Genomic DNA, 18,737 nt, shown 5'->3' on the forward strand with positions numbered 1-18,737 from the left:
ATCAAATATATATCTTGCATTCTAAATTTTTTATCAATTTTGCTATCAATAACGATTTCTAACCGAAAAAAACAACATTTAATAAATTGAATATTAGTTAGTTATGAGTAAAGTATCTACATCCGCCAATCAACAAAATGATGCTCTTTTTGTACTTATTAAATCTTTAACTAAGTCGGAAAAAAGACAATTTAACCTCTATGTAGGTAGGTTAGGTGGTAATATTGATGCTAAGTTTTTTTCACTTTTTAAATTTTTAGAAAAATTAAAAGTTTACAACGAAAAAGTAATTACTGGAAGTGGTATTGTTTCTAAACAACAACTCTCAAATCTAAAAGCACATTTATACAAACAAATATTAATTAGTTTACGGTTAAATCCTGCACATAAAAACGTTCGTATTCAAATTAGAGAACAACTAGATTTTGCTACAGTTTTATATCAAAAAGGGCTGTACAAACAAAGTTTAAAATTGTTAGAAAAAGCTAAAAATATGGCTTTAGATAACGAAGAAAAAAACATTGCCTACGAAATTGTAGAATTAGAAAAAGTAATTGAAACGCAATATATTACAAGAAGTATTAGCAACAGAGCAAACCAACTTTCTATACAAGCAAAAGAGTTGAGCCAGCACAATGTAATTGCTAGTAAACTCTCTAACTTATCTTTACAATTATACAGCCATTTATTACAAAATGGATATGTTAAAAATGAAGAAGAGTTAACTTTTGTAAACGAGTATTTTAGTAATAGAATGCCAAAATACAAGTATAATTCTTTAGGCTTTAGAGAAAAATTATGGTTGTACAAAGCCCATTTATGGCATAGTTTTTTAATTCAAGATTTTTTACTTAGTTACAAATACGCACGCAAATGTGTAGATTTATTTGACAACAATAAGTTGGTAAATTTACACCCCGTTTTTTATTTAAAATCTAAAAACTATTTATTAGAAGCATCTTTTTTAGTTAAAAACAACTCTATTTTTAAAAATGAATTGATAAAATTTGAAACTGAAATTGATGAAAAACAAATTCCTTTAAATACCAATACAGAACTACTAATTTTTATGTATTTGTACTCAAATAAATTACACTTACATTTTTTAGAAGGTACTTTTGAAAAAGGAGAATATTTGGTAGATATTATTAATACTAAAATTGAAAAATATAAAAATAGATTAGACAATCATTACATTGTTTTACTTTATTACAAAATAGCTTGTTTGTATTTTGGGATGGGCAAAAACAAGTTATGTATCGACTATTTGCAAAAAATAATTAGATCTAAACACTTAGGTTCTGCAGAAGATTTACAATGTTTTGCAAGAATTTTAAATTTAATAGCACATTACGAATGTGGTTTAGACTACGACTTAGAAAGACAATTTGTAGATACTTACAAATTTTTACTTAAGATGGAAAACTTACAGGAAGTACAAAAAGTTTTCTTAGAATCTATCAGAGATTTAAGTGATGTTTTTCCTCATGAAATTAAAAACGAATTCAAGAAGATACACACCAAATTAAAGAAGTTCGAAAATCATCCTTATGAAAAACGTGCTTTCTTATATTTAGATATTTTGTCTTGGCTAGAAAGTAAAATTCAAAATAAACCCATAGCAACAATTATTAAAGAAAAATCGAAACTACATAGTAAATAATCGTAATTTTTTAATTTATAAATCTATTTTTTATAGATATCATATTAATTAAGTAAATACTAAAAAAAATCTTTAATTAGTAAGTGCTTTTTAAATTTTAATAATACTTTTGCTTTGTGAGTATTTCAAATTTAAACATAAAAACCTTCAAAACTATATCTATAGTGGGTATTTCTATGGGAAATATTACGCGCACTTCTACAACAACTACCCTTTAGGGGTTATTCATTATTATATAAACACAGGATAAAATTTTTCGAGGTCATCGAAAATAAAAAATCATAAAACTAATTTTCATTAAGAACTAAAAAATGAAAGTATTAAAATTCGGCGGTTCATCTGTCGCAAATTCAGAAAACATACAAAAAGTAATTGCCATTGTTGCAAATGCCTCTAAAAAAGAAAAAATTGCAGTAGTCGTTTCTGCTTTTGGCAAAACCACAAATAATCTTTTAGCAGGTGCAAATCTTGCGCTAGAAGATATTAAAGTTGCAAAAGAAACCCTAGAAAATATCAAAACACTGCACTATAAAGTCATAGATGATTTAATCCTCAAAAACAAAAAAGAAGTTCTTATAGAAGTTTCTTCTTTATTTGAAAGATTAACATCTATTTACGAAGGTATTTTTTTGTTACAAGAATTATCTAACAAAACATTGGCAAAAGTTTCTAGTTTTGGCGAAAGATTATCTTCTTACATTATTGCGAATGCAACTAGCGAAAATTTAAATGCAATCCATAAAGAAAGTAGAGATTTAATACTTACCAATAGCGATTACTTAAACGCACAAGTAAATTTTAAAATTACCAATCAAAATATTGCTTCTTTCTTTAAAGAAAATAAGGCTCAAATTACTGTTTTAGGCGGATTTATTTCTTCTAATTTAGAAAACGAAACTACTACGTTGGGTAGAGGAGGCTCTGATTTTACAGCTGCTATTTATGCTGCTGCTTTAGGTGCTAACGAATTACAAATTTGGACAGATGTTGCAGGTATGTTTACTGCAAACCCAAGAGTTGTAAAACAAGCTTATGCAATTTCAGAAATTTCTTATGAAGAAGCTATGGAATTATCGCACTTTGGTGCAAAAGTTTTGTATCCACCAACAATACAACCTGCTTTAAGAAAGCAAATTCCAATTAGAATTAAAAATACTTTTGAACCAGAAAACACAGGTACTTTAATAACTAAAAACCCTAAAAACGGCAATGAAGTAAAAGGGATTTCTCACATAGAAGACATCAGTTTAATTACTGTAGAAGGCGGTGGTATGATAGGAATTCCAGGTTTTTCTAAACGTTTATTTGAAACACTTTCGTTAGCAAAAATAAATGTGGTTTTTATTACACAAGCCTCTTCAGAACATTCTATTTGTGTAGGTGTTTATGAAAATGATGCCAAAAAAGCACAAGAACTTTTAGATGAAACCTTTAGCATAGAAATCAACAGAAAAAAAATAAAACCCATTATTGTAGAAAATGATTTGGCAATTATTGCTGTTGTTGGAGAAAGTATGAAAAACTTTCAAGGTTTAAGTGGCCAAATGTTTAGCGCTTTAGGTAAAAACAATGTTAATGTAAGAGCCATAGCACAAGGCTCTTCAGAAAAAAACATTTCTGCAGTTATTAACAAATACGATGCTAAAAAAGCTCTAAACACGTTACATGAGCAATTTTTTGAAGAAAAAACAAAACAATTAAACTTATTTGTTACGGGTGTTGGTAATGTTGGCGAACGATTTTTAGCTCAAATTCATCAACAAAAAAAGTTTTTAAAAGAAAACTTAAAATTAAAAATTAGAGTTATTGGTATTTCAAACTCTAGAAAAATGGTTTTTGATAACTCTGGAATCGATCTAGAAAACTGGAAAGAAGCTTTAGAAAATGGCGAACCAACTAGTTTAGAAAATTTTCACAAAAAAGTAAAAGCATCTAATCATAGAAACAGTGTTTTTATAGACAATACAGCAAATCAATCTGTTTCTGAAGTCTATGAAAAATATTTAAGAGATAGTATTTCTGTAGTAACTTGTAATAAAATTGCTTGTGCTTCTAACTTCGAAAACTATAAAACTTTAAAAGAGGTTTCTAGAAAATACAATGCAGATTTCTTGTTTGAAACAAATGTAGGTGCAGGTTTACCAATTATAGATACTTTAAAAAACTTGGTAAATTCTGGAGACATAATTCATAAAATTCAGGCTGTATTGTCAGGAAGTTTAAATTTTGTATTTAATAACTTTAATCAAAAAACTACTTTTCATGATGTGGTTGCACAAGCTCAAAAAGAAGGGTTTACAGAACCAGATCCTAAAATTGATTTAAGTGGAGTTGATGTTGCTAGAAAAATCTTAATTTTAGCAAGAGAAAGTGGTTATCAACTAGAATTAGAGCACATTGCAAACAATGCCTTTTTACCAAAAGAAAGTTTAGAAACTACAAATAATGATGATTTTTATACTTCTCTAACTAAAAATGAAAGTCATTTTCAGGAAATTTTTAAAGCTGCAAATGATAAAGATTGTCGTTTAAAATATGTAGCAGAATTTAACGATGGTAAAGCCAATGTTGGTTTGCAACACATACCGTCTAATCATCCTTTTTACAATTTAGAAGGTAGTGATAATATTGTGCTGTTTTTTACAGATAGATATCCAGAAAATCCTTTAATTATTAAAGGCGCGGGTGCAGGTGCAGATGTAACTGCTTCTGGTATTTTTGCAGATGTAATTAGAATCGCAAACAAATAGTTATGGGTTAATCGATTTTGGTTTATGGTTCTCTTTTGAATAATTAACCAAAATCTAATAACCACAAACCAAAATAAATGGATTATTTAAAAATATTTTCTCCAGCAACTGTTGCCAATGTTTCTTGTGGTTTCGATTCTATGGGTTTTGCTGTAGATGACATTGGTGATGAAATGACATTTACCAAAACCAAAGAAAAGGGTGTTAAAATAACAAATATTACAGGTGCAGATTTAACCTATAATGTTGATAAAAATGCTGCAAGTGCTGTGGTTAAAAAAATGCTGTTAGAAGCAAATGCCAATTTCGGAATCGAATTAACCATCCACAAAGGATTTTCTCCAGGAAGTGGTTTGGGTAGCTCTGCTGCAAGTGCTGCGGGTGCTGCTTTTGGTGCAAACCAATTATTAGGCAATAAATATTCTGAATTAGAACTTACAAAATTTGCCATGTTTGGCGAAGAAGTAGCTTGTGGTTCTGCAATTGCAGATAATGTTGCTGCTGCCATTTATGGTGGCTTTGTTTTGGTAAGAAGTTACCAACCTCTAGAAATTGTAAAATTACCAGTACCAACAGCATTAAGAGTTGTGGCAATTCACCCACAAATAGAAGTAAAAACCAAAGACGCTAGAGAGGTGTTGCCGAAAGAAATTCCTTTAAAAAACGCCATTACACAATGGGCAAATGTTGGTGGTTTGGTTAGTGGTTTGTTTACAAATGATTACACATTAATTAGCAATTCTTTGGTAGACTTGGTTGCTGAACCCGCCAGAAAAAACTTAATTCCTCATTTTGATAATGTAAAAAATAGCGCTCTAAATGCAGGTGCTTTAGGAGCAGGGATTAGTGGTTCTGGACCCACAATTTTTGCCCTTTGTAAAGGTGATGAAATTGCTAAAAAAGTATATAAAAACATAAACGAAACCTATCAAAAAACAGGGATTGATTTTGAGTTATTTATCTCGAAAGTAAATCCTGAGGGAATGAAAATAATTTAAAAGCAATAAGCTTTTGGCTATATGCTTTAAGCTATTCGTAAACACTGCCTATTGCATAAAGCTTAAGGCACAAAGCAAAAAAATAATGAACTACTACAGTTTACACCATAAATCGCCAAAAACAACATTTAAAAATGCTGTTGTGCAAGGTTTGGCAAAAGATAGAGGTATTTATTTTCCAGATAACATTACACCTCTTTCAAAAGATTTTATTGAAAATATCGAAAAATATTCCAATCACGAGATTGCATTTGAAGTAATTAAACAATTTGTAGGTGATGAAATTCCAACAGAAACCTTAAAAGAAATTATTGAAGCTACTGTTTCTTTCGATTTTCCATTGGTAAATACAGATGATCATATTGCGTCTTTAGAATTGTTTCATGGGCCAACCATGGCTTTTAAAGATGTTGGTGCTAAATTTATGGCAAAATGCTTAGAGTATTTTAACAAAGATAATAACGATGAAGTTACGGTTTTAGTAGCCACTTCTGGAGATACTGGAGGTGCAGTTGCCAATGGCTTTTTGGGTGCAAAAGGCGTAAATGTGGTTATTTTATATCCTTCAGGAAAAGTTAGTGACATTCAAGAAAAACAATTAACCACTTTAGGACAAAATATTACAGCTTTAGAAGTAGAGGGTGTTTTTGATGATTGCCAAGAAATGGTGAAAACCGCTTTTTTAGACGAAGAAATTGCACGTACATTAACCTCTGCAAACTCTATTAATGTAGCACGTTGGTTACCACAAATGTTCTATTTTTTCTTTGCTTACAAGCAATTAAAATCAAAGAATAAAGAATTGGTTTTTTCTGTACCAAGTGGAAATTTTGGAAATATTTGTGCGGGAATTATGGCTCAAAAATTAGGTTTACCTGTCAAACATTTTATAGCTGCTACCAATGTAAATGATACAGTTCCAAATTATTTAGTAAATGGCACATACAACCCAAAACCATCTAAAGCTACTATTTCTAATGCCATGGATGTTGGAAACCCAAGTAACTTTATTAGAATTCAAGAATTGTACAACAACGATTTTGAAACTTTAAAAAAGCATTTTTCTTCTTTTAGTTTTACAGATGATGCAACTCGTAAAAAGATGAAAGATATTTATGCGAGATCTGGTTATGTTGCTGATCCTCACGGCGCTGTTGGTTATTTAGGTTTAGAAAAATATGGTTTACAAGAAAACGAATTTGGGGTGTTTTTAGAAACTGCTCATCCTGTTAAATTTTTAGATGTTGTAGAAGAAACATTGCCTGTAAAAGTGGAAATCCCTGCACAAATACAGAAAGTAATAAATAATAAAAAAGTAGCCATTAAAGCCAAATCTTATGAAGATTTAAAAGCTTTTTTAATGAGGTAATTATTTTAGACCTCACAGGTTTTAAAAACCTGTAAGGTCTAAAAAGCGTTATTAAATAGAATTTAATAATTTTAAAAAAGCTAAGTATTAGCAAACAAGTTTAGCCCTGATTGAACGGTTTGTTTGAGCTCTTTTGAGGCACTAAAAAAGCGAGTAGTGAAAGCAGGAAATAGCTGCAAAAAATATTTTTTCTATACCTCAAAAATACCATCGTTGGTAAATGCAAAATTTTTACATTTCTGTAAACTTTGTCGGGTATTTAAACCTGTAAACAAACTAAATGCAGGTAAAATTAATTGGTTTTCGGTTACTTGAAAACATGGTAATTTTATGCGCTGTTTACCTCTACCTTTGATAAAAACTCCTGGGTGAATATGCCCTGAAATGATAAAAGAATTGGTTGGTTTTTCTACACCATCATGCACAAATTTTAGGGAATTTATGGTGAGTTCTGTTTTAAAAACTTCCATATTAAATTGTTGGTAGATAGCATTGCTTAATCGATCGTGATTGCCTTTTATTAAACGAATTTTTATATACGGAAACTGAATGAGCCACGCTTTAAATTCATCTAAATCTTTGTTGTATGCTGCATGAAATAAATCGCCAACAATAATTAAATTTTCTGCTTTAAAATGAAGAATTAACTGTTTTAAACGTTCTAAATCTGTAGTTAAAACATTTTTAGGAATGGGAATTCCGCTTTTTTGAAAATGTGCAGCTTTACCAATATGCAAATCGCTTAAAATTAAACTTTTTTGTGCTTCCCAAAAAATAACACGTTGATTTGTAATCTCTAAAACAGCATCTTTACGGGTGATTTTTTTAGAAACTATATGCATTTTATAGATCATTTTAAGTCTTTTAAAGCTTGTTTTTGTATGCGTTCTATACGTTTGCTCAAATCTTCGTTACTCATGGTTCCTCGTAAACTATCTACTTTTAATGGAAAGCTTAAAGGTGTAAAATTTTGGGCGTTTTTCAAAATGATTTTACTCTCAGAAATTCGTTTAAAAGCGGCTTGTAAACGCACTTTTTCCAACTCGTAATCAAACACTTCATTATAAGCTTGTTTTAGGAGTAAATTATCGGGTTCATAATCTTCTAAAACTCTAAATATTAAACCTGAAGAAGATTGTAAACTTTTACTGGTTTTTTTATTTCCTGGTTGTGTTTGTATTACCAAACCAGCAACCACAGCAATATCTCTAAATTTCCTAGAAGCCATTTCACTCGCATTTATGCTGGCTGTAACGTCTTGTATTAAGTTTTCTTTTGAAAAAATAGGGTTAATATTTTCTTCATTTAACGGAATTTCTTGATCGCTTAACAACTCAAAACCATAATCGTTCATGGCAATTGTAAAGGTTCTTTTTGCAATTTGGCTAATTCTATAAGCTATTAATGATGCCATAATTTCGTGCACCAATCTTCCTTCAAAAGGATAAGCAAAAAGATGAAAACCTTCTTTGGTTTCTATCATTTCTACCAAAAACTCATCGTGGTTTGGGATGTGAGAGTTAATATGCTGATTGTTTAATAACGGATGCAAAAACTTTAACTCTTTTTCTCTATTATTAGGCGTTAAAGCATCGCTTAATTTTAGCCTTAAAAAATGAGTTAAATAAGAGGTTAATGGTAACCTGCCACCCAACCAACTTGGTGTAATGGCTTTCTTTTTTTTGCTGCGTTTTACCAAAACTTTCATGTCTTTTATCTGTTTCATTTCTAAAACTCTTCCTCCTAAAACAAACGCATCTCCTTTTTTTAATTTCGAAACAAAATATTCTTCAATCATACCAATATATCCACCCGAAAAAAACTTTACCATCAACATGGCTTCACTTACAATTACACCAATATTCATTCTGTGCATCATAGCTATTCTTCTGTTTTTTACACGATAAAAGCCATCATGATCTACAACCACTTTATGGAATTCTTCATAGGCATTTAAAGTGTTTCCACCTTTGGTGATAAAATGAATGCACCAATTAAATTCTTCTTTAGTTAAGTAATAAAAAGCATGAATTTTATTAATTAATTGATAGGTTTCTTCTGGTTTAAAACCCTCGCCAACCGCCAATGTTACAAGAAATTGTACCAAAACATCGTACGTTAAAACAAACGGATTTCTATTTTCAATTTCGTTTTGTTTAACTGCTTCTTTTACTGCGGCCACTTCTATTAATTGTAACGAATGTGTAGGAACTGCATAAATTTTAGAGCGTTCAAAAGGCGAATGACCACTTCTTCCTGCACGCTGCATAAAACGTGCAATTCCTTTGGCAGAACCAATTTGAATAACACAATCTACAGGTTTAAAATCGACACCTAAATCTAAAGACGATGTACAAACGACTGCTTTTAACATTCCGTTTGAAATAGCGTCTTCTATAAAATTACGTTGTTTTTTATCTATAGATCCATGATGAATAGCAATTTGTCCAATTAAATCGGGTTCTTCTTCTATAATTATTTGATACCACAATTCACTTTGATTTCTGGTATTTGTAAAAATTAAAGTGGTGGTATTCTCGTAAATAATTGGGATGATTTTCGAACTCATGGTTTTACCCAAATGCCCCGCCCAAGACAACTCTTCTACTTGATCTGGCAACAAAGAAATAATATCTATTTTTTTCTTTTCTTTGGCACGAATCATCGTGGTTTTTACATCATAAGGAATCAAAACATTTTTGGCTTCTTCTAAATTACCAATGGTAGCGGTAATACCCCAAATTCTAGTTTTTGGTGATAGATTTCTAATTCTTGCAATTGCCAACTCTGTCAATACACCACGTTTTGAGCCTAACAATTCGTGCCACTCATCTACAGCAACACAATTCACATTTTTAAACCAGCGCGAATTTCTTTTTTGGGAAAATAAAAGATGTAAAGTTTCTGGAGTAGTTAACAAAATATCTGGCATTGAACGCTCTTGTTTTCTACGGATATTGGTGGGTGTATCTCCATTTCTAACAGCGATTTCCCAATCTAAACCAATTTCTTCTACAGCTGTAGTCATCGCTTTTGCTAAATCTTTTGCCAAAGAACGCAAAGGACTTATCCAAATAAGTTTTAATCCTTTTTTGTAGTTTTCTGGATAATTTAAATAGTCAATCACCACAGCTAAAAACACAGAAAATGTTTTTCCGAAACCTGTTGGAGCTACCACCATTCCACTAAAGTTATTTGCATAACGTTCCCAGGTTTGGTGCTGAAAACTAAAGGGTGTATTCCCTTTTTCTTCCATCCAATTTTGAATGATTTGATAGCCGGGGGTTTCTTTGAAGTTGCTCAATTTTGTAATTCCGAGTTTAAAATTTTAAATTCAAAATTTGAATATCAAAATAAAATATTTTTGAATTTATAGTTTTCGTATTATTTAAAATTAATTTTTATTTGTCGTTATACTTTGATCTTAATTTTCAATGAGTGCTTTTACACTTTCAATGGTATCAATATCTTTTACGGTTTTGTCTTTTCGCCAACGTTTTATTCTTGGAAAACGCAAAGCTACACCACTTTTATGTCTTTTACTATAGGCAATTCCTTCAAATGCAATTTCGAAAACCAATACTGGTTTTACGGTTCTTACTGGGCCAAATTTTTCAATTGCATTTTTATTGACCCACTTAGAAATTTCTGTAATTTCTTTATCCGTTAGGCCAGAATAGGCTTTGGCAACTGTTACTAAGTGATCTTGGTTTTTTACAGCAAATGTATAATCTGTGTATTTAGAACTTCGTCTTCCACTTCCTTTTTGCGCATAAATCATAACCACATCAATGGTTAATGGATCTACTTTCCATTTCCACCAATCGCCTTTTTTTCTTCCTACATGATAGATTGATGTTTTTCTTTTTAACATCAAACCTTCTGAATTAAAACTTCTTGCATCATTTCTTAAGGCATCTAATTCGTTCCAATTTTTAAAATCAATCATTTCTGATAACTTTAAAATATCAGTCGTATTTTCCTTAAATAATTGCTCTAATTTCACTCGTCTATTTTCCATAGATTGTGCTCGAAAATCTTCATCATTTAACTCTAAAATATCGTAAACATAGAAACCTACTGGTACTTCTTCTAATAATTTTTTAGTTACGTTTTTACGATTTAAGCGTTTTTGTAAATCGTTAAAAAGCAATACTGCACTGTCTTTAACGGCTAAAATTTCTCCATCAATTACAAAATCATTGTGAAATTTAGAAATGGCTGCAACCAATTCTGGAAATTGTTGTGTCACCAATTCTTCTCCTCTAGACCAAATAAAAACCTCTTCTTTTCTTTTAATAATTTGCCCACGAATTCCATCCCACTTATACTCTACTTGCCAATCGTTTTCATTACCTAAATCTGTTAAGTCTTTTTCTAAAGCATACGCCAAACAAAAAGGATAAGGTTTTGATTTATCATAATTAATATGTTCGCCATTTAGTAAATCATCAAAAGTGATAGAATTTGGCGTCCAATTACCAATAATACTATGCATTATCTGATTGGGATCTATACCAGATAATTTTGCCAACGCATTTACTAAGGTTTTTTTAGAAACACCGATTCTAAAACTTCCTCCAATTAATTTATTAAAAATTAAGCGTTCTTGTGCTTCTAAGCCATTCCAAGCCTGTAAAACATATACTTTTTTTTCTTCGTCTGTTTTTTGTTTTAGGTTGATAAGTTCATCAACCCAAATATGTAATGGTTTTTCTATAGTATTTTTAGGATTTGGCAGTAGCAAAGTAAAAGTTTCTCCTAAATCTCCAACAGTACTATAACTCTCTAAAAACAACCATTCAGGAAGTTTTGTAAGCTCCATACACCATTCTTTCATCAAGTTAGATTTTACAGGTCTAGAAGGTCTTTTTCCTGTAAACAAAGCAATTAACCACAGCTTATCTTTATCTGGTGCGGTGTTAAAATAATGAACCAATGCCTCTATTTTTGCATTGGTTTTATTAGTGATTTCAATAGCACTTATTAAGTTAGAAAAATCTTTCATAGCTTATAAAGTTGCCGATTTTTGAGGTTCTTTATTTGCAATTTCTTCGTCACCAAATTCGGTTTTTAACTCATGAGCTTCTATACCAATTTCATTCAAATATTTAGAAAAAACAGCTTGCGAGCCGTGAGTTACATAAACTTTTTCTGCTTCTGTTGCTTTTACTGCTTGTAGCAAACCCTCCCAATCTGCATGATCACTTACTGCAAAACCAGCATCAACCCCTTTCCAACGTCTGTTACCACGAATGTGCATCCAACCAGAACAAATAGCTGTTGCTGCGTTTGGTATTTTTTTAATCAATTTAGAACCTAACAAAGCAGGTGGTAAAATGACAATTTTACGCTGTACATTCTCTTTTTTAAAATCTGATGTAATCACAATAGATTTTGGTATATCGATTCCACTATTTGATATAGCTGTATTTAAGTTGTGTATGGCACTGTGCACAAAAACGTCATCTACATGCTCTATCAACTTTAAAATACGTTGCGCTTTCCCTAAACTGTAACCTAAAAAAACACTTGTTCTATTGTTTTGTTGATTTTGAAGTACCCAATTTTGTAATTCTTGTTGTAATTCTTGTTCGGTTTTCCATTTGTAAATGGGCAAACCAAAAGTACTTTCTGTAATAAATTCGTGACATTTTACAGGCTCAAAAGGTGTTGAAATAAAATCGGGTTGCGTTTTATAATCTCCAGAAAAAACTACTACAAAACCTTTGTATTCTAATTTAATTTGAGCAGAACCAATTACATGACCTGCAGGAAAAAAACTTACTTGAACTCCATTGATATTTTTTGGCTCATTATATCCTAAACTTTCTATAGAAATATCTTTCCCTAATCTATGTTTTAAAATTGCTTTAGAATCGTTTTGACATAAATAATGTTGGTTTCCCCAACGTGCATGATCTGCATGACCATGAGAAATAACTGCATATTTTACAGGATACCAAGGATCTAAATAGAATTTTCCTGGTATACAATAAATGCCTTTTTTAGTAAATTTTACGAGTTTCAAAAAAGTTTAAATTTCTAATAATTTTTGTCTTTATAAAAATAAGGCAATATCTTTAAAAAATAGACTCCTCATTTAAAATTTGTTGTTAAATTGATTTAAGGGTATAAAAAAAAGCTTCAAATTCTAATAAGAAAATGAAGCTTTTTGTTGGCCTACAAGGACTCGAACCTTGAATGTCGGTACCAAAAACCGGTGTGTTACCAATTACACCATAGGCCAATGCATTAATTGCGGGTGCAAATTTAATCTATTCTTTTAATTTTACAAACATTTTTAAATAATTTTTTTCTTTAACAAAGTTTTATGAGGATTTTAAAAGGGATTAAAAAACCGAAAGCTACTTATTATTCATAATTATTATTAAATTCGCCACATATTATTACGTAATTTTATGACAGTAGCAAACTTTAAAAAATGGAACATCATCTTAGGATGGATTACATTTGTAATTGCCCTAACAACCTATTCTTTAACTATAGAACCAACCGTAAGTTCTTGGGACGTTGGAGAATACATTGCAACCGCAATTAAATTACAAGTTGGGCATCCGCCAGGAGCACCTCTTTTTCAAATGTTGGGTGCATTTTTTGCGATGTTTACCTCAGATGTTTCAGACATTGCTAAAATGGTAAATTTCATGTCTGCATTGGCTAGTGCATTTACCATTCTTTTTATGTTTTGGACGATTAACAATTTAGGTGAAAAATTAGCCTTAAAAGCAAATAAAATTACTGAAGGTAGCTATATCGCCATTTTAGGTAGTAGTGTTGTTGGCTCTTTAGCATACACGTTTTCAGATAGTTTTTGGTTTAGTGCTGTAGAAGGTGAAGTTTATGCCATGTCATCTTTTTTAATGGCTATTTTATTTTGGTTGGGTTTAAAATGGGAAAGCGAAATTACCACACCAAGAGGTAACAAATGGTTGATATTAATCAGCTTTGTTGTAGGTTTATCATTTGGGGTACACATCCTTTCTTTACTGGTAATACCAGCAATTGTAATGCTGTATTTCTTTAAAACTTATAAAAACATCACCTTAAAATCAACTGCTATTGCAACAGTTTTATCGGTTTTGGTATTGGCTTTTGTGTTTAAATTCTTGTTCCCATTTACCTTAAAATTCTTTAGTGCTTCTGAGTTATTTTTTATAAACTCTATAGGTTTACCTTACAATTCTGGTACTATTATAGCAGGTATAATTTTAGTGGCGCTTTTTTACTTCGGATTAAAATACACTCGCAAACACAACAAAATACATACAAATACCCTTATTTTATCGGTTTTGTTTATCATGATTGGTTTTTCGTCTTGGATTATGTTACCCATTAGAGCCAATGCAAATACAACAATTAACGAAAACAACCCATCTAGTGCACGTGAATTATTAGCATATTACGAACGTGAGCAATATGGAGATGCCAATGTTTTTTACGACACCTATTACTCTAATTCTTACCAAAGGGAACAAGATACAGACAATCCATATAAAGACGATAAACCAAAATACGAGAAGAAAAATGGTAAATATGTAATTGTAAATAAATACAAAAACGTAGCACCTAATTATTCTGATAAACACAAAGGTTTTATTCCAAGGATGGTAGATCCAACATCAGAAAAAATGTACAAAGCCATTGCTGGCATACCACCAAATAGTAAAAGAAGACCCACTTTTGCCGAAAACTTAAAGTTTATGTTTAGCTATCAATTTGGCTATATGTATGGGCGTTATTTTATGTGGAATTTTGTTGGAAGACAAAATGATATACAAGGTAGATTAGATATTTTTAATGGAAATTGGCTAAGTGGCATTGACGCCATTGATGAAATGAGATTGGGTTCTCAAAAACAATTGCCAACACAAGCTTTAGAAAATAAAGGAAGAAATACGTATTACTTTTTACCGCTAATTTTAGGGCTTATTGGCTTATTTTTTCAGATAAAATGGGACAAAGAAAACTTTTTTGTGCTCTTTCTATTTTTCGCTTTTACAGGTTTTGCCATCATATTTTATACCAACCCAAAACCTTTTGAACCTAGAGAAAGAGATTATGCAGTGGTAGGTAGTTTCTACATTTTTGCCATTTGGATTGGCTTTGGTGTTTTAGCCCTATATGAATATTTAAAGAAATTTGCCAACAAGAAAACCATTGCTATTGCAATTTCTGTAATTTCACTTTTAGCAGTGCCAACTTTAATGGCTTCTCAAAATTGGGATGACCATGATAGATCAGACCGATTTACAACACGCTTAAACTCGCAAGCCTATATTGAGAGTACAGATGAAAATGCCATTATGTTTACCATTGGTGATAATGATACTTTTCCTCTTTGGTACATGCAAGAAGTAGAAGGTATTAGAACCGATATAAAGTTGGTAAATACCAGTTTATTTGCCACAGATTGGTACATAGATCAAATGAAACGAGCTACCTATGAAGCTGCTCCAATACCAAGTCAATTAACACACGACCAATATAAATATGGAAGTTTAGATATTGCGTATCATATAGAACACCCAAGATTTAAAGATTCTATTATAAATATTAAAGATTTTATGCGTTGGATTGCTTCTGATAATGATGCAACGTATTATATAGATGAAGAGAATGGAATTAAAGAAAAATACTATCCAACCAACAGAATTAGAATTCCTGTTAACAAAAAAAACGTACTAGAAAACGGTATTGTTGCTCCAAAAGATGCAGACAAAATTGTACCTTATATAGACATTGAAATAGATGATAGAGGCATTACAAAAAACCGTATTTTAATGTTAGATATTTTAGCAAATAATGATTGGGAACGACCCATTTATTTTACGGGCGGTGCAAATGCAGACGAAGAATATATTTGGTTAAAAGACTATTTACAATTAGATGGTTTGGCGTTTAAATTGGTACCAATAAGAACACCTTCTAAATACAAAGATCAAAGTGGTAGAGTTAGAGAAATTAGTTTGTTTGATATAGGTAGAATTGATCCAGAAAAAATGTATGCAAATATTAACAAATTAGAGTGGAGAAACATAAATAGTGGCGAAATTTATTTAGACGAACAAACCAAAAGAAATGCCATTTCTTTAAGAAATAGCTTAATGCGATTGTCTGAAGCCTTTGCAAAAGAAGGAGATACGCTAAAAGCTGTTGAAGTTTTAGATTTATCTATTGATAAAATGCCGATAGAAAAATTTGACCATTACAGCCTATCTTTAGGCTATCCAGAAATGTATTACAGTTTAGGTGAGCAAGAAAAAGCAGAAAAAACTGCCCAAATCTTACAACGCTTAATTACCGAAAAATTAGTTTGGTTAAGTACCTTTGATAAAGAAGATTCTGATATTATTTTTGATGAAATAGACACCTCTTTATACATGTTTAAAAACTTAATAGACCAAGTAGAACAGGGTAGTAATAACAAGGAGTTTATATCTAAAATTCAAGATGATTTTATGATAACTATTAGGCGTTTTGAATATTTAATGCCAGATGAAGATAGCACAGAAGATTTAGAGCTAATTAAAAAATAAGTTGAAATTATATTTCCCCAGAACGCCAAATAGTATTATGAGATTATTCTCTAAATATATTTGGCGTTTTTCTTTAGAAAAAAAAGAAATATATTTAACTTTTGATGATGGACCAACACCCGAAATTACCAACTTTGTTTTAGACGAATTACAAAAATACAAGGCAAAAGCTACTTTTTTTTGTATTGGTAAAAACATTAAAAATGAACCAGAAATTTTTAAGCGAATTATTGCCGAAAAACACGCCGTTGGTAACCATACACAAAACCACTTAAGTGGTTGGAAATCTTCTAAAAAAGAGTATGTTGAAAATTTTTTAGAGTGCGAATCTGAAATTTCAAACGCAATACAGAAATGTCAAAAACAGCAACTATTTAGACCTCCTTATGGGAAATTAAAAAAGAAACAAGCCAAAAAATACTAAAAAAAGGCTACAAAATTATTATGTGGTCTGTTTTATCTGCAGATTTTGATACCAGCATTACCAAAGAAGAATGTTTAGAAAACGTTCTACAAAACACCACAAATGGAAGTATTGTTGTTTTTCATGATAGTGTAAAAGCCAGTAAAAAACTTCGATATGTTTTGCCCAAAGTATTAACCCAATTTACCCAACAAGGCTTTGTGTTTAAAGCAATACCATAAGTTAGCTAACAAGTTTAGCCCTGATTGAATGGCGTGTTTGAGCTCTTTTTTGAGGAACGAAAAAAAAGCGAGTAATGAAAGCAGGAATAGCTACTTATTAAAAAAACTAAAACAAATTCAGCCTTAAAAATTAAAGGTACTCCTCTACTAAGCCAATAAGAGTTTTTGCATCTTGAAAACCTGTTTGCCGCCATTTCATTTCGCCATCTTTATAAATAATAAAAGTTGGATTTCCTTTTACATGCAAAGCGTCTGCAAGTATTTCGTTCTTTTTAATATCAATTTTAATTACTTTAGCTTTGTCTCCTAATGCAGCTGCAACATTTCTAAGCGTATCTAAAGTATTTTCTGTATCATCCCAATCTGAATAAAAATCTATAAGAACTGGCTTTTGTTTACTAATTATTTCTCCAAATTTAGTCATAACATAATTATTTTAAAGGGGAATAACGTAAAAAAATGAGTTTAGTTAATACACAAATATACTTAAAAGCTTTTAAATGAAATAATTATCATGCTTTCTTAAGTTCTATCACTGTAATTTCTGGCCAAATACCTACTCTACCAGGAAAAGCATGATAGCCAAAACCTCTATTTACATTGATAAATTTATCTGCTTCTTGGTACAAACCTGCCCATTGCTTGTACACATATTTAGATGGGCTCCATTTTAACCAACCAGGTATTTCTATACCCATTTGCAAACCATGCGTGTGCCCACTTAATGTTAAATGATAATGAAAAGGGTCTTCTTTTACTCGATATTCCCAATGACTTGGATCATGAGTCATTAATATTTTAAAATCGTGTTTATGTACTCCTTTTGCAGCTTTGTCTAAATCTCCAGCTTGGTTAAAACCTTTACCCCAATTTTCTACACCTAAAAGCGCAATTTGTTGTCCGTCTTTTTTTAAATACCGATGTTCATCTAATAACAATTCGAACCCTATTTTTTGGTGAATGTCTTTTACTTTTTGAAAATTATCTATTTTATCTTGTGGATTTTTCCAATCCATATAATCTCCATAATCGTGATTTCCTAAAATGGAATACTTACCTTCTTTAGCTTCTAACTTGTCAAAAACAGCAATCCAATTATCCATCTCATCCGCTTTATTATTTACAATATCTCCTGTAAATAAGATCAAATCTGATTTTTGTTGATTAATTAAATCAACCCCGTATTGTATTTTTTCTTTGTTGGTAAAACTACCAGAATGTATGTCTGATATTTGTGTGATGGTATAACCATCAAAAGCGTCTGGTAAATCTTTAAATGCTAGTTGATATTTTAAAACTTTATAATTGTACTTTCCTTGAACAATACCATAAATAAAACCTGCAAAAGGTATTGCAGCCAATCCTAAAGCAAGTTGTGCTATAAATTTTCTTCTACTTGGTAAGGCTTTTGTTTCTTCTGGAGAAAGTACAGAAATTGCTTTTGCAATCCATCGATATATATCTTCTCCAAAAAGCACTAGTAAAATAACTATTTTAGGTATTAAAACCGTTAACATTACCCCCATTGCCATCTGAAATTGTGGGGTTTGGCCTTGGCTTCTATCATAAGTTAAGGCAACATAAAAGAAATTTAGATAGGCACCTATACTTGTAAAAATCCAAAAATATTTTAAAATTTTACTTTTGGAAACTGTTTTTAAAGCCTGAAATGCGTAAAACTCTAACAAAAGTATAATCGCTAATAAAGTTACCAATCTAATAAACCAACGCATAAAATAGAAATATTTAAAA

Annotated in this window: 13 protein-coding genes and 1 tRNA gene; 7 read left to right on the top strand and 7 right to left on the bottom strand. The window is 30.9% G+C overall.

The features are described from left to right. The first annotated feature begins 103 nt into the window (after positions 1–103). From AC2D6T_RS09815 to thrC, 4 genes are all read left to right on the top strand, one after another. Positions 104–1,663, top strand: coding sequence for a hypothetical protein (locus tag AC2D6T_RS09815; RefSeq protein ID WP_298947497.1), 1,560 nt, complete (start codon positions 104–106; stop codon positions 1,661–1,663). Between the two features lie 311 nt (positions 1,664–1,974). Next, positions 1,975–4,413: a bifunctional aspartate kinase/homoserine dehydrogenase I gene (gene thrA, locus AC2D6T_RS09820; protein ID WP_484681362.1), complete on the top strand. Its 2,439-nt coding sequence runs from the start codon at positions 1,975–1,977 to the stop codon at positions 4,411–4,413. A gap of 77 nt (positions 4,414–4,490) precedes the next feature. Continuing rightward, entirely contained in the window at positions 4,491–5,411 is a 921-nt protein-coding gene (locus AC2D6T_RS09825; RefSeq protein ID WP_484681363.1) for a homoserine kinase, read from the top strand. A gap of 85 nt (positions 5,412–5,496) precedes the next feature. Further along, positions 5,497–6,780, top strand: a complete 1,284-nt coding sequence (gene thrC, locus AC2D6T_RS09830) for a threonine synthase (protein ID WP_438989111.1) — start codon at positions 5,497–5,499, stop codon at positions 6,778–6,780. A gap of 191 nt (positions 6,781–6,971) precedes the next feature. Here thrC and pdeM read toward each other — a convergent pair whose 3' ends face one another. From pdeM to AC2D6T_RS09855, 5 genes are all read right to left on the bottom strand, one after another. Then, positions 6,972–7,622 (bottom strand): ligase-associated DNA damage response endonuclease PdeM, encoded by a 651-nt coding sequence (gene pdeM, locus AC2D6T_RS09835; RefSeq protein WP_484681364.1) that lies wholly within the window; start codon positions 7,620–7,622, stop codon positions 6,972–6,974. An 8-nt stretch (positions 7,623–7,630) separates the two neighbouring features. Further along, entirely contained in the window at positions 7,631–10,084 is a 2,454-nt protein-coding gene (locus tag AC2D6T_RS09840) for a ligase-associated DNA damage response DEXH box helicase (protein WP_484681365.1), read from the bottom strand. A 120-nt stretch (positions 10,085–10,204) separates the two neighbouring features. Beyond that, complete coding sequence (locus AC2D6T_RS09845; protein WP_484681366.1) at positions 10,205–11,788, bottom strand: ATP-dependent DNA ligase; 1,584 nt, start codon at positions 11,786–11,788, stop codon at positions 10,205–10,207. A 3-nt stretch (positions 11,789–11,791) separates the two neighbouring features. After that, on the bottom strand, positions 11,792–12,811 hold the full coding sequence (locus tag AC2D6T_RS09850; protein ID WP_438989107.1) for a ligase-associated DNA damage response exonuclease: 1,020 nt from the start codon (positions 12,809–12,811) through the stop codon (positions 11,792–11,794). A 147-nt stretch (positions 12,812–12,958) separates the two neighbouring features. Further along, positions 12,959–13,030, bottom strand: a tRNA-Gln gene (locus AC2D6T_RS09855). A gap of 172 nt (positions 13,031–13,202) precedes the next feature. Here AC2D6T_RS09855 and AC2D6T_RS09860 point away from each other — a divergent pair. The 3 genes from AC2D6T_RS09860 to AC2D6T_RS09870 are packed head-to-tail and all read left to right on the top strand — an operon-like array spanning position 13,203 to position 16,985. Beyond that, positions 13,203–16,340, top strand: a complete 3,138-nt coding sequence (locus tag AC2D6T_RS09860) for a glycosyltransferase family 117 protein (RefSeq protein ID WP_484681367.1) — start codon at positions 13,203–13,205, stop codon at positions 16,338–16,340. Positions 16,341–16,377: 37 nt separating this feature from the next. After that, positions 16,378–16,764: a polysaccharide deacetylase family protein gene (locus tag AC2D6T_RS09865; protein WP_484681368.1), complete on the top strand. Its 387-nt coding sequence runs from the start codon at positions 16,378–16,380 to the stop codon at positions 16,762–16,764. Positions 16,765–16,784: 20 nt separating this feature from the next. Next, on the top strand, positions 16,785–16,985 hold the full coding sequence (locus AC2D6T_RS09870; RefSeq protein WP_484681369.1) for a hypothetical protein: 201 nt from the start codon (positions 16,785–16,787) through the stop codon (positions 16,983–16,985). A gap of 130 nt (positions 16,986–17,115) precedes the next feature. Here the strand turns inward: AC2D6T_RS09870 and AC2D6T_RS09875 are convergent, their stop codons facing one another. Together AC2D6T_RS09875 and AC2D6T_RS09880 are read right to left on the bottom strand one after the other, a co-directional pair. Then, positions 17,116–17,409: a thioredoxin family protein gene (locus AC2D6T_RS09875; RefSeq protein WP_484681370.1), complete on the bottom strand. Its 294-nt coding sequence runs from the start codon at positions 17,407–17,409 to the stop codon at positions 17,116–17,118. Between the two features lie 88 nt (positions 17,410–17,497). Beyond that, positions 17,498–18,718, bottom strand: coding sequence for a metallophosphoesterase (locus tag AC2D6T_RS09880; protein WP_484681371.1), 1,221 nt, complete (start codon positions 18,716–18,718; stop codon positions 17,498–17,500). Positions 18,719–18,737 lie beyond the last annotated feature (19 nt).

The sequence above is a fragment of the Polaribacter sp. YIW18 genome, from assembly GCF_057219325.1.

What these genes read in the sequence shown, in the direction of transcription:
- thrA (WP_484681362.1), top strand. Translation starts at nt 1,975, where the DNA reads ATGAAAGTATTAAAATTCGGCGGTTCATCTGTCGCAAATTCAGAAAAC.
- AC2D6T_RS09825 (WP_484681363.1), top strand. Translation starts at nt 4,491, where the DNA reads ATGGATTATTTAAAAATATTTTCTCCAGCAACTGTTGCCAATGTTTCT.
- AC2D6T_RS09845 (WP_484681366.1), bottom strand. Translation starts at nt 11,788, where the DNA reads ATGAAAGATTTTTCTAACTTAATAAGTGCTATTGAAATCACTAATAAA.
- AC2D6T_RS09870 (WP_484681369.1), top strand. Translation starts at nt 16,785, where the DNA reads ATGTGGTCTGTTTTATCTGCAGATTTTGATACCAGCATTACCAAAGAA.
- pdeM (WP_484681364.1), bottom strand. Translation starts at nt 7,622, where the DNA reads ATGCATATAGTTTCTAAAAAAATCACCCGTAAAGATGCTGTTTTAGAG.
- AC2D6T_RS09865 (WP_484681368.1), top strand. Translation starts at nt 16,378, where the DNA reads ATGAGATTATTCTCTAAATATATTTGGCGTTTTTCTTTAGAAAAAAAA.
- AC2D6T_RS09875 (WP_484681370.1), bottom strand. Translation starts at nt 17,409, where the DNA reads ATGACTAAATTTGGAGAAATAATTAGTAAACAAAAGCCAGTTCTTATA.
- thrC (WP_438989111.1), top strand. Translation starts at nt 5,497, where the DNA reads ATGAACTACTACAGTTTACACCATAAATCGCCAAAAACAACATTTAAA.
- AC2D6T_RS09860 (WP_484681367.1), top strand. Translation starts at nt 13,203, where the DNA reads ATGACAGTAGCAAACTTTAAAAAATGGAACATCATCTTAGGATGGATT.
- AC2D6T_RS09880 (WP_484681371.1), bottom strand. Translation starts at nt 18,718, where the DNA reads ATGCGTTGGTTTATTAGATTGGTAACTTTATTAGCGATTATACTTTTG.
- AC2D6T_RS09815 (WP_298947497.1), top strand. Translation starts at nt 104, where the DNA reads ATGAGTAAAGTATCTACATCCGCCAATCAACAAAATGATGCTCTTTTT.